11 protein-coding genes and 1 pseudogene are annotated in these 15343 nt (G+C 74.8%); 5 read left to right on the top strand and 7 right to left on the bottom strand.

Annotated elements, in window-relative coordinates:
• The first annotated feature begins 108 nt into the window (after positions 1–108).
• Positions 109–2199, top strand: coding sequence for an alpha-galactosidase (locus tag ACFU7Z_RS21520; protein WP_380778946.1), 2091 nt, complete (start codon positions 109–111; stop codon positions 2197–2199).
• Positions 2200–2207: 8 nt separating this feature from the next.
• On the opposite strand, the gene ACFU7Z_RS21515 is transcribed toward ACFU7Z_RS21520, so the two are convergent.
• Positions 2208–2666 carry a hypothetical protein gene (locus ACFU7Z_RS21515; RefSeq protein ID WP_380778944.1) on the bottom strand — a complete coding sequence of 153 codons (459 nt, stop codon included), beginning with the start codon at positions 2664–2666 and terminating at the stop codon, positions 2208–2210.
• A gap of 91 nt (positions 2667–2757) precedes the next feature.
• On the opposite strand from ACFU7Z_RS21515, the gene sigJ reads away from it, so the two are divergent.
• Entirely contained in the window at positions 2758–3747 is a 990-nt protein-coding gene (sigJ, locus tag ACFU7Z_RS21510; RefSeq protein WP_380778940.1) for an RNA polymerase sigma factor SigJ, read from the top strand.
• 31 nt (positions 3748–3778) lie between these two features.
• Here sigJ and ACFU7Z_RS21505 read toward each other — a convergent pair whose 3' ends face one another.
• Both ACFU7Z_RS21505 and ACFU7Z_RS21500 read right to left on the bottom strand, forming a co-directional pair.
• Positions 3779–4831, bottom strand: coding sequence for an alpha/beta hydrolase family protein (locus ACFU7Z_RS21505; RefSeq protein WP_380778948.1), 1053 nt, complete (start codon positions 4829–4831; stop codon positions 3779–3781).
• A 94-nt stretch (positions 4832–4925) separates the two neighbouring features.
• The gene (locus ACFU7Z_RS21500; protein WP_380778938.1) at positions 4926–6146 is read right to left on the bottom strand and encodes an MFS transporter; all 1221 of its coding nucleotides are present in this window, start codon (positions 6144–6146) and stop codon (positions 4926–4928) included.
• 54 nt (positions 6147–6200) lie between these two features.
• On the opposite strand from ACFU7Z_RS21500, the gene ACFU7Z_RS21495 reads away from it, so the two are divergent.
• Positions 6201–6986, top strand: a complete 786-nt coding sequence (locus ACFU7Z_RS21495) for an AraC family transcriptional regulator (RefSeq protein ID WP_380778936.1) — start codon at positions 6201–6203, stop codon at positions 6984–6986.
• 35 nt (positions 6987–7021) lie between these two features.
• Positions 7022–7765, top strand: coding sequence for an SOS response-associated peptidase (locus ACFU7Z_RS21490; protein ID WP_380778934.1), 744 nt, complete (start codon positions 7022–7024; stop codon positions 7763–7765).
• Between the two features lie 189 nt (positions 7766–7954).
• Here ACFU7Z_RS21490 and ACFU7Z_RS21485 read toward each other — a convergent pair whose 3' ends face one another.
• Positions 7955–9616 carry a DHA2 family efflux MFS transporter permease subunit gene (locus ACFU7Z_RS21485; RefSeq protein ID WP_380778932.1) on the bottom strand — a complete coding sequence of 554 codons (1662 nt, stop codon included), beginning with the start codon at positions 9614–9616 and terminating at the stop codon, positions 7955–7957.
• Positions 9617–9777: 161 nt separating this feature from the next.
• Between ACFU7Z_RS21485 and ACFU7Z_RS21480 the strand changes: the two genes are divergently transcribed.
• On the top strand, positions 9778–10797 hold the full coding sequence (locus ACFU7Z_RS21480) for a helix-turn-helix transcriptional regulator (protein ID WP_380778930.1): 1020 nt from the start codon (positions 9778–9780) through the stop codon (positions 10795–10797).
• Positions 10798–10886: 89 nt separating this feature from the next.
• On the opposite strand, the gene ACFU7Z_RS21475 is transcribed toward ACFU7Z_RS21480, so the two are convergent.
• The 3 genes and pseudogenes from ACFU7Z_RS21475 to ACFU7Z_RS21465 all read right to left on the bottom strand — a co-directional run.
• Complete coding sequence (locus tag ACFU7Z_RS21475) at positions 10887–12563, bottom strand: thiopeptide-type bacteriocin biosynthesis protein (RefSeq protein WP_380778928.1); 1677 nt, start codon at positions 12561–12563, stop codon at positions 10887–10889.
• A gap of 34 nt (positions 12564–12597) precedes the next feature.
• Complete coding sequence (locus tag ACFU7Z_RS21470; protein ID WP_380778925.1) at positions 12598–14472, bottom strand: TOMM precursor leader peptide-binding protein; 1875 nt, start codon at positions 14470–14472, stop codon at positions 12598–12600.
• Positions 14469–15343 (bottom strand): annotated as a pseudogene (locus ACFU7Z_RS21465) (hypothetical protein); the annotation flags it as partial. The pseudogene ACFU7Z_RS21465 and the gene ACFU7Z_RS21470, both read right to left, overlap by 4 nt.

Below are 15343 nucleotides of genomic sequence, written 5' to 3'. Positions count from 1 at the left end.
CCCCCACACAGCACAACCGCGGCCGGCCGGCCCCACCCGGCCGGCCGCACCCCCTCGCTTCCTGACGGTTCGTCATCTCACCATCCCCCACCCCTCAGGAGGGCGCTCATGCGCCGAACCCGCCGCCGTGTCGCGGCATCCCTGCTCTCCCTCGCGCTCGCGACCGCCGGCCTCGGAGCCGTCGGCCTCGGCACGGCCGCTCCCGCCACCGCCACCCCCACCCCCACCGCGATCGGCACCGGCCCCGGCCTCGGCAACGGCAACGCCCTGACCCCGCCGATGGGCTGGAACTCCTGGAACTCCCTCGGCACCGAGGTCACCCAGGAGCAGGTCGTCCAGACCATCGACTTCATGGCCGCCAACGGCCTGGTCGCGGCCGGCTACGACACCGTCACCATCGACGACGGCTGGTCGCTCTGGCACCGCGACGGCCAGAGCTCCGACCTGGTCCGCAACGCCGACGGCGGCCTCCAGCTGTACGACAACGCCGGCAACCCGGTCAGCGGCACCGACGGCACCGGCAACGACCCCACCTCCGGCCACCTGGTCCCGCGCCCCGACCACTTCCCCGAGCGGACCGTCGACGGCCACACCGTCAACGGCATCGCGTACCTCGCCCAGTACGCGCACAGCAAGGGCATGAAGTTCGGCCTCTACGCCACCGACACCTACCTCACCTGCCAGATGCACCCCGGCAGCCTCGGCCACGAGTCCACCGACGCCGCCGACTTCGTCTCCTGGGGCGTCGACTTCGTCAAGTACGACGACTGCCCGTACGGCCCGCAGATCGTCGGCCCGGACGGGCACAACTACTACACCCAGGGCGAGGGCAAGGAGCTGACCCGCTCCATCTACGCCCGGGTGCAGACCTTCCAGCACGCCCTGGACGCCGCCTCCTCCGCCCAGGGGAAGCCCAAGGTCACCCTCAGCGTCTCCGCCCAGCCCGTCCACAGCGGAGTCCCGTACCTGCTCGCCGCCGACGACCCGGCCCGCACCGACCCGGTGGTCCAGGCCGCCGGGACGGCCCCCTTCCACGCCCCCGGCTACGCGCCCACCGGCATCTGGTGCGGCCAGGTCGCCAACCTCTGCCGGATCGGCGGCGACCGGGACAGCGAGCTCGACGGGGTGCTCTGGAACGGGCAGTTGCAGACCGCGCTGCAGTACCCGGGCAACGTCCGCCCGGGCAGCTGGAACGACCTGGACATGATGTTCACCGGCTGGCAGGACGTCTACGGCCTGTGGGGCACCACGGACACCTGCACCTGCCACAAGCCCTTCACCGACGACGAGTCGCGGACGGAGGCCTCGGTCCTCGCCATGCTCGCCGCGCCGATGATCTCCGGCGCCGACCTGCGCACCGCCGCGCAGTCGCAGCACAGTGCGGACGGCTACACCTGGTCCACCGGGATCAACGACACCAACCTGGCGATCCTGAAGAACAAGAAGGTCATCGCCGTCGACCAGGACGGCCTGGCGAAGCCCGCCACCCTGGTCGGCGCCAAGCCGGCCGACGGGCACGCCCCGGTGGTCCTCAAGCGGCAGCTCGCCAACGGCGACACCGCCGTGCTGCTGGTCAACCAGGACCCGTCGGCCGGCCGCACCGTCGCCACCAGCCTCGCCGAACTCGGCCTCGGCGGCTCCGGCTACCAGGCCAAGGAGCTGTGGACGGGCGCGGGTTCGACCGTCACCGGTCCGATCAGCGCCTCCCTCCCGCCGCACGGCGCGGCCCTCTACCGGCTCGCCAAGCAGGGCACCGGCGGGCCGTCCGGCGTGGTCGACGACGGTGCGTACCACTCCCTGAGCAGCGGCGGCCTCGCGCTGTCCCTGCTCGGCTCGTGCACCGCGCCGCTCGGCTCGATCACCGACCTGGAGCCCGCGCGCCCCGGCGACCCGGCGCAGCAGTGGACCTTCGCCAGTAACCCCGACGGGACCGTCCGGATCAGCGACAACTGCGCCACCGGCACCCACCGGCACACCGTGCTCTCCGCCGGGGCCTCGGCCGGTGACAGCGCCTACCTGCTCGACCTGTCGCCCGGCAACCCCTGGCAGGAGTGGAAGCTGACCCAGGACCAGGCCACCGGCTCCGTCACCGTCACCAACGTCGCCACCGGCCTCGCCCTCGACGCGGGCGCCGGCACCGCCGGCACCCCCGTCACCACCCGCCCGACCACCGGCCAGCGCTGGACCCTCGGGTCCTGAGGGCCCGCTCAGTCCCTCGTGCCGGCCGTCCGCCGCGTGGCGCGGACGGCCGGCATCCGGACCAGTACCGCCACGCTCAGCCCGAAGACGACCACGCCCAGCGGGACGTGGACCGACGGCACGTGCGCGACGCCCAGCACGACCTGCGCCGAGGCCAGCACCAGGAACCCGGTGGCGTACAGGACCGGACGGGGCGAGCCGCCGCCGGGCCGCCAGGCCAGGACAGCGGCGAGCAGGTAGAGCATCGAGGACCCGTACATCACGCGCGCGCCGACGCTGTGCAGCGTCTCGCCGTAGGAGGTGGAGAGCAGCAGCCCGGCCGTGACCGCCTGGAAGAGGACCGCCACGGTCTGGAGCGCCACGGAGGCCCGGAGGAAGGTGTGGGCGCGCAGCCCCGCCGCCGTGTCCGTGGTGCCCGTGCTGCCCGTGCTGCCCGCGGTCGCCTTCGCCGTCGTTCCGATGGCCATGACGCGCTCCCCTCTTCTGCCTCGCGGCAGCTGATCGATAGTGTCCCGCTCATCCGACGACACAGGCTGGCGAAGTGTGAGGCGAGGGTCCATGACGGACGAGCAGACCCGGGGAGCGGCCCCGACCGTGAGCACCCCCTCCGTACCGGATCCGGGCGTGGTCGTCGGCGAGCGGCGGCAGCTGATCAACCTGGCCTACCGGCTGCTCGGTTCGCTGGCCGAGGCCGAGGACGCGGTGCAGGAGACGTACGCCCGGTGGTACGCGCTGTCCCGGGAGCAGCAGGAGGCCATCGCCTCGCCGGGTGCCTGGCTGTCCACGGTGGCCGGCCGGATCTGCCTGGACCAGCTCGGGTCGGCGCGGGCCCGGCGGGAGCGCTACGTCGGCGAGTGGCTGCCCGAGCCGCTGCCCGACCGCGGCGAGTGGATCGGCGGCCCGACCGACGGCGGGCCGGCCGATCCCGCGGACTGGGTCACCTTGGACGAGTCGGTGACCATGGCCTTCCTGGTCGTCCTGGAGGCGATGACCCCGGCGGAGCGGGTGGCGTTCATCCTGCACGATGTCTTCCGCTACCCCTTCCCCGAGGTGGCCGGGATCGTCGGCCGCACCCCGGCGGCCTGCCGCCAGCTGGCCTCCTCCGCCCGCCGCCGGATCGGGGCCGCCCGGGCCCCGGCGACCCCGACGGGCGCGCAGGCCGGACTGGTACGGGACTTCAAGCGGGCCTGGGAGGCCCGGGACATCGCGGCCCTGGTCGGCCTGCTCGCCCCCGACGCCACGATGACCGCCGACGGCGGCGGCCTGGCCGGCGCCGCCCTGCGCCCGGTGGTGGGCGGCGAGCGGATCGCCCGGTACCTGGTCCACTTCGCCGACCTCGCCCCCGGGCTCACCCTCCTCGAACGGACCGTCAACGGCCGCCCCGGCCTGGTCGCCCGGCTCGGCGGCCGCACCGCGACGGTGGCGGCCTTCGACCTGGCCGACGGCCGGATCACCCGCGTCTGGGCGGTCCGCAACCCGGAGAAGCTGCGCCCTTGGACGGCGTACGAGCCGGCGCGCGAGCCGGAGCGCGAACCGCACGGCCGCTGAGTGGTCCTACAGCTCCACGTTTCGTCGCGGGTCAGCCATTCGGGTGGTCGGGCGAGGCCGGGTCGAGCGAGGACAGGAAGTTCCGCATGCCGTCGAGGTAGCCGGGGGTGAACAGCGAGCGCGGTGCGGCGACGGCGAGGAAGGTGCTGCGCAGCTCGGAGTCCTCGACGTCCTTGGGCACCATGTTGTGGGTCGAGTCCGGGAGGCGCAGGACGTGGAGCAGGCCCGGGGTGGTGACGAGGCGGCGGTAGGCGGCCTCGGTGTCGTCGCTGTCGACGTTGACGTCCCGGCCGCCGAGGACGAGCTGCACCGGCACCCGGAGGGCGGCGAGGTCCTCGGTGGCGTCGGAGAGGTGGTTGCGTTTGTTGAACGCCCAGCGCTCGGGGGTCAGCCCGTCGACGTCGCCGCCGGCGGCCCGGTACTCCTCGAAGGTCGAACCGGCCCGCAGGGCGGCCAGGTTGCGGTCGCTGCGGGCGACGGCGGCCGCGGTCTCCGCGGGCGAGGCGTGCCGTTCCCCCAGCTCGGCGAGCAGGTTGTAGCGGCCCTGCTGGAGCCAGTTGACGGCGGTGCCGACGGCGATCACGAACCTGACGTCCGGGGACTGCCGGGCGGCCTTGGGCATCACCCAGCCGGCCTGGCTGGCGCCCCAGAGCCCGATCCGGTTCGGGTCGATCCCGGGCTGGGCCTTGGCCCAGCGGATCGCGGCGAGGGTCTCGTCGACGCGGTCCTGCATGCTCTGGTCCAGCCAGTCGCCGGGGGCGTTGTTGACGCCGGGCTTGTCCCAGGAGAGCGTCGCGTACCCGGCCTTCGCCATGGCCTCCCAGAGCGGCCGGTAGAAGGTGTCGTGGGTGGCGTCCACGGGCCCGTCGCCGTGGACGAAGACCACCAGTCCGTACGGCCCGTGGCCGCCGGTGGGGCGGGCCAGGACGCCCTGGAGCGGCTGCCTGCCGCCGGTGACGGTGACCCGCTCCTCCGTGAGGTCGTACTCGTTCTGGTAGACCACCCAGCCGCCCGCGCCGGCCAGCAGCACGGCCACGGACAGCAGTGAGCCCCAGAGCCACCGGCGCCTGCCGAACATCGTCATAGCGTTCACTCACCAATCGTTCGTTTCGAAAACGACCGTAGCAGATATGAACACAACGAGGTGATCGTCTTTCCCGCCGCCTACCCGTAGGCGGTCACCGCCCGACCGGCGCCGTCCCGGCCTCGGGAGCCACCCGCTCCGACACCACCGGCTCCGGCAGCGTCCGGAACAGCGCCCAGCTCAGCACCGGCATCAGCACCAGCGGCAGCAGCGCCGTACGCAGCGAGGTCGCGTCCGCGAGAGCGCCGATCACCGGGCTCGCCAACCCGCCGACGCTCACCGTCAGCCCGAGGGTGATCCCGCTCGCCGTACCGATCCGCGACGGCAGGTAGTCCTGCCCCAGCGTGACCTGCAGGGAGAACGGCACGTACAGGCCCGCCGAGGTCAGCGCCACGAACAGGTACAGCGCCGGGCCCGGCACCAGCAGCACCCCGGCCACCGCGACCGCCGCCACCAGGTACGACCAGCGGGCCACCGCCACCCGCCCCCACCGGTCCGCCAGCGCGCCGCCCAGCACCGAGCCCACCGCGCCGCCCGCGTACAGCACCACCAGCGCCGCCGTGCCCGCCGCCGCACCGCCGCCCATGCGCTGGGCGGTGAACAGCGAGAGGAAGGTGCTCAGCCCGACGAACGCGACCGAGCGGCAGACCACCGCCAGCGACAACCGCACGAAGGCCGCCCGGTCGTCGGCCCCCGGAACCGGCTCGCGTGCCTCCCCGGCCGCCCGCCGCCGCTCCAGTTCGCGCAGCACCGGCAGGCAGAGGGAGGCGCCCGCGAGCGCGGGCAGCGCCAGCAGCGGGGTCAGCCGCAGCCCGCCCGTCCCCACCACGGCGGCGACCAGCAGCGGGGCGGCGGCGAAGCCCAGGTTGCCGCCCAGCGAGAACCAGGCCATCCCCCGGTGGGTGCCCAGGCCGCGCCGCCCGTCCCCCGCCCGCCGCGCCGCCAGCCGGGCCACCCGGGCCGACTCCGGGTGGTAGGCCGCCACCCCGACCCCGGACAGCGCCACGAAGGCCAGCGTCAGCCCGTACGAGCCGCCCACCCCGCTGAGCGCGATGCCCGCGCCGCCCAGCAGCGTGCTGACCGGCAGCAGCCAGGGCAGCGGCCGGCGGTCGGTGAGCGCCCCGAACAGCGGCTGCGCCACCGAGGAGAGCAGCGAGGCGGCGAGCACCACCCCGGACACGGCGGCGTAGCCGTAGTGGCGCTCGGCCGCGAAGAACGGCACCAGGGCCGCCACCGCGCCCTGGTAGACGTCCACACAGGAGTGCCCGACGGAGAGCAGGAGGATCGACCTTCGGTCGGAGGATCGTTTCGGCATGCCGCCAGCCTCGGGCCCGCACCCGCTGTCGGACTTCCGATAACCTGCCATCCGATGCCGAGAATCCGCCACGATCCCGTCGCCTCGCGCCATACACCCGTCGCGTCGCGCCACACTCCCGTCGCGTCGACCGAGGCCCGCCTGCTGCCCTCCGGCGGCGCCATCGACGCGCACCGGCACGACGACCACCAGATCGCCTACGCCGCCCGCGGCGTGGTCGGCATCACCACCGACGCCGGCTCCTGGGTCGCCCCCGGCGACCGCGCGCTGTGGATCCCGGCCGGCACCGTCCACGCCCACCAGGCCCACGGCGAACTCGAACTCCACCTGGTCGGCCTGCCCGCCGCCGACAACCCGCTCGGCCTGGACCGCCCGACCGTCCTCGCCGTCGGCCCGCTGCTGCGCGAACTGATCGTCGCCTACACCCGCACCCCCGACCAGGACACCCCCGAACGCGCCCGGCTGCGCGCCGTCCTGCTCGACCAGCTGCGCGCCTCCCCGCAGAGCCCGCTCCACCTCCCCACCCCCGCCACGCCCCTGCTCCGCGCCCTGTGCGCGCTGCTGGAGGCCGACCCGGCCGACGGCCGTACGCTCGCCGAACTCGGCCGCGCCGTCGGCGCCAGCGACCGCACCCTCTCCCGGCTGTTCCGCGCCGACCTCGGCATGACCTTCCCCCAGTGGCGCACCCAGCTGCGGCTGCACCACGCCCTGGTGCTGCTCGCCGAGGGCCTGCCCGTCACCACCGTGGCGCACCGCTGCGGCTGGGCCTCCGCCAGCGCCTTCATCGACGTGTACCGCCGCGCCTTCGGACACACTCCGGGCGGGCGCGCGCCGCGCTGAACGCCGTTGTCCGTACCGCGTGGCAGGCTGGGGGCATGTGCGGCCGCTTCGTCTCCACCACCACGCCCCAGGACCTCGTCTCCCTGCTCGGGGAGCTCCGGTGGGACCCGGCCGAGACCTTCGCGCCGAGCTGGAACGTCGCCCCGACCGACCCGGTCCCAGCCGTCCTGGAACGCGTCGACCGGGACACCGGCGAGCTGCTGCGCCAACTGCGCCCGCTACTTTGGGGCCTGGTCCCGTCCTGGGCCAAGGACCCGTCCGGCGGCGCCCGCCTGATCAACGCCCGCTCGGAGACCGTCGACACCAAGCCCGCCTTCCGCAAGGCCTTCACCACCCGCCGCTGCGTGATCCCCGCCGACGGCTACTTCGAGTGGCGCGAGGTCCCCGCCGCCGCCGACCGGAAGAAGTACAAGCAGCCCTACTTCCTCAGCACCGGCGGCCTGATGCTGATGGCCGGCCTCTACGAGTTCTGGCGCGACCACACCCGCCCCGAGGACGACCCGCTCGCCTGGCTGGCCACCGCCACCGTCATCACCACCGACGCCACCGACTCCGCCGGCCGCGTCCACGACCGGATGCCCCTCACCATCGCCCCCGACGACCTCGCCATCTGGCTCTCCCCCGCCCACACCGACCCCGCCGAACTCCACCACCTGCTGCACAGCCCCGCCGACGACACCCTGCGCGTCCGCGCCGTCCCCACCACCGTCAACAGCGTCCGCAACAACGGCCCCCACCTGCTGGACACCGCCCCGGACCCACTGGGCCTGGCGGACTGAGAAGCCTTCGGCAGCCCGCGAAGGTGGCGATTCCCCTGCCGACGCCGGTCCTCGCGCGCACGGAACGCGAAGACCTCGGCCACGAAGTCGCCGAGGTCCCCGCGAAGCCTTTCCACCTCGCCAAGTCCACAGGTTGCGGCGCAGCTCGCACCGCCACAACCCACACGATCAGATCAACCCGGCGACGTACTACCGGGCGTGGGTCCGGCCGGCGTTGATTCCGGCGTCCGGTGCCGCGTCGGCGGCGTTGCCCTCTCCCCACTGCTGGGCCCCCTGCTTGGGCCGGGGGATGAGGAAGGTCGCCAGCATGCCGAGGGCGAGCAGCGCGGCACAGGTGCAGCCGTTGATCTGGATCGCGTGGGACATGGCGTCGCGGGCGGCCTCGGCGGCGGACGCCGTCCGCGGGTTGTCGCCCAGCCCTGAGATCATCGCGCCGGCGCTGTCGGAGACCGCCGAGGACAGTTGGTCGGCGCCGGCCTCGGGCGTTCCCTGTTCGACGAGCCGGTCCGACAGGTCGGAGGCCAGTGCCGTGAAGAACGTCGAGGTCAGGACCGCGATACCGAGTGCGGAGCCGAGTTGGCGCGCGGCGCTCTGGATTCCGGAGCCCTGGCCGGCCTGCTGCGGCGGCACGTCCGCCAGGACCACGTTGGTGACCTGGGCGGTGGCGAAGCCGACCCCCATGCCGTACAGGAACAGGGCGATGGCGATGACCCACCACTGGGAGTCGCTGCCGGCCAGCAGGCCGAACATCAGCAGGCCGGCGGCCTCCAGGACCAGGCCGATCCGGACCAGGCCGACCGGGCCGGTCTTCTCGGCCATGCCGAAGCTCGCGCCGCTCGCGACGAAGCTGCCGACCGCGACGACGAAGACCAGCAGTCCGGTCTGGACCGGGGAGTAGTCCAGGGCGTACTGGAGCCACAGCGGCAGCACGGCGAGCATGCCGAACTCGGCCAGAGCGATGACGAGTGTCGCGATGTTGCCCGTGCTGAAGGACTTGATGCCGAACAGCGAGGTGTCCATCAGTGGCGCCGTTCCGTTGCCCCTGGTGAGTCGCACCTGGAGGAACAGGAAGAGGGCGAGGCACACCACCGCGACGACCAGGGCGACCGGGATGACCGACAGGCCCGTACCGTCCCCGAAGGGACCGAGGTCCTTACGCGGTTCCCACCACCCGTAGGTGCGTCCCTCGATCAGCGCGAACGCGAGAAGTCCGAAGCCCAGCACCGACAGCACCGCGCCGACGGCGTCGATCCGTCCCGGCTGGCGGGGGGAGGGCCGGAGGAACCTCATGACGCCGACGAGGATCAGCGCGACGACCGCGATGTTGATGCCGAAGGCCCACCGCCAGGAGTAGTCGGCGAGCCAGCCGCCCAGCAGCGGTCCGACCGCGGCGGCCGCCCCGATCGTCGATCCCCAGATGGCGAACGCCTTGCCGCGGTCCGGCCCCCGGAAGGTCAGATTGAGCAGCGCCAGCGAGGTCGGCATGATGATCGCGCCACCGACACCCTGCGCGAACCGGCCGGCGATCAGCAGCTCCCCGGTGGGCGACACCGCCGCGGCGATGCTGGCCAGGCCGAAGATCACGGTCCCGACCATGAACAGCCTGCGCGCTCCCAGGATGTCCGAGAAGCGGCCCATCGCCAGCAGCAGGGCGGCCAGGATGATCGCGTAGGACTCCTGGATCCACTGAGCGCCGGAGGCCGAGATCTCCAGGTCGTCGATGATCGGCGGCATCACCACATTGACGATGGTGAAGTCCACGACCACCAGCGAGACACCGAGGGAAATGGCGACCAGACCCAACCAGGCGTCCCGGTCGGTGGGTGAGGGCCGAGCCGGATTGTCGGACACAGCGTTCCTCCGTTCTGTTCGATGGGGGTGCACCCGGTTCGGTCGCCGAGGGCGAGGTACTGGGGGTGTCGGGGAGGCGTTCCGCCTCCGAGCCACTGGCACCGTGCCAGAGGAAGAGGACGTAACCTGACCTCTACTCACACAGATCCGGAGGGCAGTCCGTGACCGCCAACCGAACACTGGAGCTGCTCAGCGTGCTCCAGGCCCAGAAGGAGTGGACCGGCGCCGGTCTGGCCGAGCGGCTGGGGGTGTCCCCGCGGACGGTCCGGCGCGACATCAGCCGGCTGCGCGAACTGGGCTATCCCGTCACGGCGCGCAAGGGCCCCTCTGGCTTCTACCGGCTGTCCCGCGGAGCGCGGCTGCCCCCACTGATAGTCGACGACGAACAGGCCGTCGCCATCGCGCTGGCCCTGCAGACGGCTCCCGCCTCGGTGGCCGGCATGGGGGACGCCACGAAGCGGGCGCTGAACTCCATCAAGGAGCTCCTGCCTCCCCACCTGGCCCGCAGGCTGGCGACCTTCTCGATCGAGCAGATAGAGAACGCCTGGGAGTTGGCCCCGCCCCAGGTCGATCCCGCGCTGCTGGCTCAGCTGGGCGCTGCCGCGCAGCAACGCGAGCTGGTGCGGTTCGCCTACCGGTCCATCGACCGCGGGCCGGTGGAGGACGACGAGGTACTGGCCGAACCCCATCGGCTCGTCGTCTGGTCCGGGCGCTGGTATCTGGTGGCGTACGACCAGCGCAGGAACTCCTGGCACACCTACCGGCTCGACCGCATCGGGCAACTGACCTCCACCGCCTGGCGGTTCGGTCCTCGGGACGTGCCGGAGGCGGACATCACCCGCTTCGTCCAGAGCCAGCCCGACCGGGGGGACACCGCGGACACCTGGCCGTGCTGGGGCACCGTCCTGATGGAGTGCCCGGCGACGCTGGTGGCGAAGTGGGCCCCGGGCGCGGCGAGCTTCGAAGCGATCGACGAGCGGATCACCCGGATCCGGATGGGGGCGTGGTCCTGGTCGGCGCTCATCGGCTTCCTCATCACCTTCGACCGCCGTTTCACCGTCGAAGGCCCGCCAGAACTCGCCGAAGCGGCCCGCCAGGTGATCGGCCGCCTCGACGTCGCCGTACCCCTGCCCGACGAGCACGCGCCGGAGCCGGCCAGTTCGGTCCGAGCCGGTACCTGAGACCGGAACGGACGGCGCGCGTTCCTGGTCCGGCCCCCGGGTACGGAAGCGCACCGCTCCCTTCGCGATCGGTCACGGGGCGGGGGCACTCACTCCGCGCCCGCCCGGGCGGTCCCCGGGCGGCCCAGGGGGAGGAGGTACTGGATGGGTTCCCCGAGGTCGTCGAGGGCGAGGAGTTCGTGGGCCAGGTCGTCCTGGAGGCCGCCGAGGGGGGTGGTGCCGAGGCCGAAGGCGGCGGAGGTCAGCAGGAGGTTCTGGGTCAGGTGGCCGGCTTCGAGGAGGCCGAGGCGCAGGGCGCGCAGGCCGTAGCGGCGGCGGAGGTGGGCGAGGTCGAGGTGGACGGCGAGGACGGCGGGGGCCTGGTCGATGCCGATGGCGTCCGGGTCGTCGGCCGGGCGGGAGAGGTAGGAGGAGAGGGCCTTGAGGTCGTCGAGGGCGGGGGCCGGGCCGATCGGGCGCAGGCTGCGGTGTTCGGGGAGGCACTGGTAGGTGCCGGCGGGCAGGCCGTCCACGGCGAGGGCGAGCAGGCGCAGCCGTACGGTGTGCAGGGCGCCCGCGCTGGGGTACGGGCGGTGCCCGGTGTCGGGGTTGGCGGCGTAGGCGGACCAGAGCAGGCCGCCGAGGGTGCCGGCGGTGAGCGGGCCGGTCAGCGGGCCGCGGGTGGAGTGGCGGGTGCGCAGGGCGTCGGCGAGGGTGACGGGCGGCAGCGGGTCGGCGGGCAGCGGGAGGTCGCCGGGGCGGGGGCGCGGGGCCGGGTGGTGCGGCAGGTCGCGCAGGGCGGTGTCCTCGGGGCGGCCGATCTGGAACTTGCTGCGTTCCAGGTACTGGTGGTCCGGGGCGTGGTGGTCGGCGGGGAAGAAGGTGAACGGCTGCCCGGTCTCCAGCAGGGTGCGGGCGGCGAGGCGGCAGACCGCCCGCTCCTCGTCGGGGCCGACGCCGAGCCGGTTGAACAGCATGTGCAGCTGGGAGGCCCAGATCCAGGAGAGGCGCTCCTCGACGTCGGCGGAGGCGGAGGCGTCGGCGGAGGCGGGGACGGCGGCCCGCATCCGGGCGGCGGCCTCGGCGGCCCGCGCCGCCCAGTCGGCCAGCCAGGGTGCGGCCGTGCCGGCGTCCAGCGCCGTGCGCAGGGCCCGGGCGCGGTGGGCCAGCGCGGTGCGCTGCCGGGCGAACACGGTGTTGACCCGGACGTGCACGGCGGCCCCGGGCAGCGGCTGGAACTCGGTGACCCACCGCCAGGAGGCGGCGTGGCGGCGCAGCCAGCGGGAGGCGGCGAGTTCGTCGAGGCCGAGGGCGTGGGCGGTGGTGTGGGCGAGGTCGAGGGCGAGCGGCAACCGGTCCCCGGGGGCCGCGCGGAGGGCGTCCAGGGCGGCGAGGGCGGTGCGGGTGGAGTGGGTGAACACCTCCTCGGCGATCGGCAGCAGGGCCGCGCCGCCGTAGCGCTCGGTCTCGGGCTGGTACGGGACCTCCGTGACCTCGCCGTGTCCGCCCGCGAAGGGGCCGTCGGGCGGGGTGCGGCGGGCGGCGCGGCGGGTGAGCTCGGTGGCGAGGTCGGTCAGGTGCGCGGGCGCCGGGCCCGGGCCGCGGAGGCGGATGCGCAGGTGGGGGCCGCCCTCGCCGTAGCGGATGAAGAACCAGTCGGTGCCGGCGTGCCCGGCCATCAGCGGGGCGAGGTCCTCGGTGAGGAAGGCGTCGGCCTCGGGGGCGGTCAGCGGCAGCGCGAGGTGCAGGCTGTGCCAGCGGGCGGCGGGCGGCGCTTGGGTGGTCATCGCGGTCCTTCCGGGCGGCTACGGGAACGGGCGGCTACGGGAACGGGTGCGGGTGGAGCGGGAGTTCGTCGTGCCGCAGGGGCGCCGGGGTGCGGCCGAGGCGGTACGGGACGTCCAGGAGGCGGGGCAGGCCCCGGGTGCGGCGGTTGGCGTGGCCGAAGGTCATCGGCAGGGTGCCGGGGACGACGACCTTGGCGCAGTGCAGGCCCAGCCGGTCGCGGACGCCGGGTTCGTCCTGGGTGACCGCCAGGACCTCCAGGCCCTCCCCCGCCAGCCGGGCGACGGTCCGCTCCAGCAGCGCGGTGAGGTCGCCGACCGGTGCGGGGGCGCCGGGCCACCGCTCGGTCCAGGGCACCGGGGGCGGGCCGGCGAAGAGGAAGTCGAGGCGGGGCTGCGCCTCGGGCAGGGCGTTGAGGCCGACGTGGTCGTCCAGGGTGACGACCAGGTCGGGGCGGTCCAGCATCGGCCGCAGCCGCCGCGGGTCGCGCGGCCCGCCCGGGGTGGTGGCGCGGTGCGGCGCCTCCTGGACGTTGGTGACCACTTCGGCGACGGCGGAGCGGATCGCCGCGAGGGGGTCGTGGTGGGCTCCGGCGGCGAGGAAGGTGCGCGGGGCGTCGGGGTGGTCGCCGTGGTGGCGGCAGAGGGCGAGCACGGCGGGGATGCCGAGGTCGTTGGTGGCGTCGAGCAGGGTGAGCCGGTAGCCGAACAGCCGGGCGCGGTCGGCGAGTTCGGCGATCCGCGGGTCCTCGGTGGGGACGGCGACGCCGGGCAGCGGGGTGCGGGCGTACCAGGCCATCAGGAAGGCGTCGCGCTCGGCGACCTCGAACAGGCCGTAGAGCGCGGCCTCCTGGGGGCTGTTGCCGAGTCCGCAGCCGTTCGAGGACTCGTAGACCACCCGGGGGCGGTCGCGCCCGGGCACGTCCCAGTAGGCGACGTGCTCCGGGACGGCGACCGGGCGCCGGTGGGTGAGCGACCAGCCGTGCACCCAGTCGAGTACCAGCTCCGGGGTGTACGGGATGGTGGCCACGGCGAGGTGCCCCGGCGGGGCGTCGTCGGGCAGGCCGAGCCGGGCCGGGTCGAGGACGGCTCCGGGCCCGCGCTCGGCGACCAGGTCGGCGTACGAGGCCCGCAGGGCGGTGCGGCGCCCGAGCGGCCGCATGCCCGCGTACCGCTCCACCGCCTCGAACAGCGCGACGCGTTCGCTGGCGCGGAAGTCCGCCGCCCGCCCGTAGCCGCCGTCGTCCAGCGCCCGGCCGTCCGTCACCCAGGCGGTGGTGAGGGCGAAGGCCGAGTCCTCGGTGCGGAACAGCCGGCGGACGGGGCCGAACCGCTCGTCGTACAGTTCGTCCCTCAACTGCCCCGCTTCCGTACGGTCGTTGGGGCCGCGCAGGACGGCCGGGTCGGGCAGCGGGCGGGGGGTGGCGGGCAGCCGGGCGGCCTCGGGGGTGTCGGCGGGCAGCGGGTGGCAGACCTCGCAGCCGCCGACCGGGCGGACCCGGTGGGTGGACCAGGTGGCCCGGCCGCCGTGCACCACGTGGACGGTGGCGACGGAATCGGTGCTCTCGGCGGCCAGGTCGGCGGCGAGGGCGGTCACCGCCTCGGCGAAGGCCGGGGTGCCGGTGCCGCCGAGCGCCAGGGCCGGGCTCTGCCAGGGCACCCGGCCGCCGGCGGTGGCGAGCCGCTGGACCTCGGTGCAGCTCAGGCAGGCGGGCGCCCCGGGGTGGAGGACCGGCCCGACCACCGTCAGCGCGCCGTCCTCGCGCACCGGCACCAGGCGTACGGGGTGTGCCAGGGCGTGGCGGCTGAGCTGCTCGGCCAGGCCGAGGGTCCACTCGGCGAGGTGGACGACGGCGGTGCCGCCGGTGACGGCCAGGGCCTCGGCCGGGGTGAGCACCGGCAGCCCGTTCATGGGCGGCCCTCCCTGGTGACGAGGGCGGTGAACCCGCAGCCGTCCAGGGCGGCGGCGAACGGCCGGGCCCCGGGGGTGACGGGCTGCCAGCGGGTCGTCCGCAGGCCGGTGAGCCGGACCAGGGCGGCGTGCAGGTCCGGTTCCCGGTCGGCGACGTCGGCGAGCCAGTGGTCGGCCCAGCCGGGGTCCGCCCAGGCGGCCGGGGTGCGCCCGGCGGCGGCGAGCGGGGCGGCGGCGCCGGAGAGCGCGGCGTGGTGGGCGGCGGCCAGGCCGCCGTCCCGGGCCAGCAGGCGGGTGAGGGCGGCCAGGGCGGCGAGGGCGACCGCGTCGGCGGGGGTCGCCTCGACCGCCCTGGCCCCTTCGGCCTGCGCCAGGTACGCCTGCTCGGAGGCGAGTTGACGCACCGTCAGATCCGGTGCGCGGCCGAGCCGGCGGGCCAGGGCTCCGTACCAGTGCCCGGCCTGCGGGTGCTCCCGCCAGGCGGACTCCGGCACCGGGCGGTCGCCCCGGAGCGGCCGGCCGAGGACGGCCCAGCGCAGGGCCCGGCCGAGCGCGTGGGACGGGTCGACGCCGACCACCGGCACGGCTCCCCCGCCCACCGCCGCCAGGTGCAGTTCGACGGACCGGCAGGCGGCGGCCAGCCGGGCGAGGTCCGTCCGCACCGCACCGGCCGCCAGCGGGCCGGACGGGGTGCCGCAGGAGACCAGGGCCACGGGCAGCTGCGGGAGGTCGCCCGGGGACGGCGCGTCCAACACGCCCAGCCGGGCGTCGCCGAGGGCGTCCACCCGGCGCAGCGCCTCGGCGAGGTCCCCGGGCGGCGCGGCGACGGCCCCGGGGCCCGCCGCCCACGGGGGGTAGTCGGCGCGCGGGG

Origin of the sequence: Kitasatospora sp. NPDC057518, assembly GCF_042802075.1 — a bacterium.
Classification (GTDB): Bacteria; Actinomycetota; Actinomycetes; order Streptomycetales; family Streptomycetaceae; genus Kitasatospora.
This window is presented reverse-complemented; position numbering and strand designations above follow the sequence as displayed.

Excerpts from the sequence above, each read along its gene's own strand:
- ACFU7Z_RS21520 (WP_380778946.1), top strand. The coding sequence starts at position 109 with ATGCGCCGAACCCGCCGCCGTGTCGCGGCATCCCTGCTCTCCCTCGCG.
- ACFU7Z_RS21515 (WP_380778944.1), bottom strand. The coding sequence starts at position 2,666 with ATGGCCATCGGAACGACGGCGAAGGCGACCGCGGGCAGCACGGGCAGC.
- sigJ (WP_380778940.1), top strand. The coding sequence starts at position 2,758 with ATGACGGACGAGCAGACCCGGGGAGCGGCCCCGACCGTGAGCACCCCC.
- ACFU7Z_RS21505 (WP_380778948.1), bottom strand. The coding sequence starts at position 4,831 with ATGACGATGTTCGGCAGGCGCCGGTGGCTCTGGGGCTCACTGCTGTCC.
- ACFU7Z_RS21500 (WP_380778938.1), bottom strand. The coding sequence starts at position 6,146 with ATGCCGAAACGATCCTCCGACCGAAGGTCGATCCTCCTGCTCTCCGTC.
- ACFU7Z_RS21495 (WP_380778936.1), top strand. The coding sequence starts at position 6,201 with ATGCCGAGAATCCGCCACGATCCCGTCGCCTCGCGCCATACACCCGTC.
- ACFU7Z_RS21490 (WP_380778934.1), top strand. The coding sequence starts at position 7,022 with ATGTGCGGCCGCTTCGTCTCCACCACCACGCCCCAGGACCTCGTCTCC.
- ACFU7Z_RS21475 (WP_380778928.1), bottom strand. The coding sequence starts at position 12,563 with ATGACCACCCAAGCGCCGCCCGCCGCCCGCTGGCACAGCCTGCACCTC.
- ACFU7Z_RS21470 (WP_380778925.1), bottom strand. The coding sequence starts at position 14,472 with ATGAACGGGCTGCCGGTGCTCACCCCGGCCGAGGCCCTGGCCGTCACC.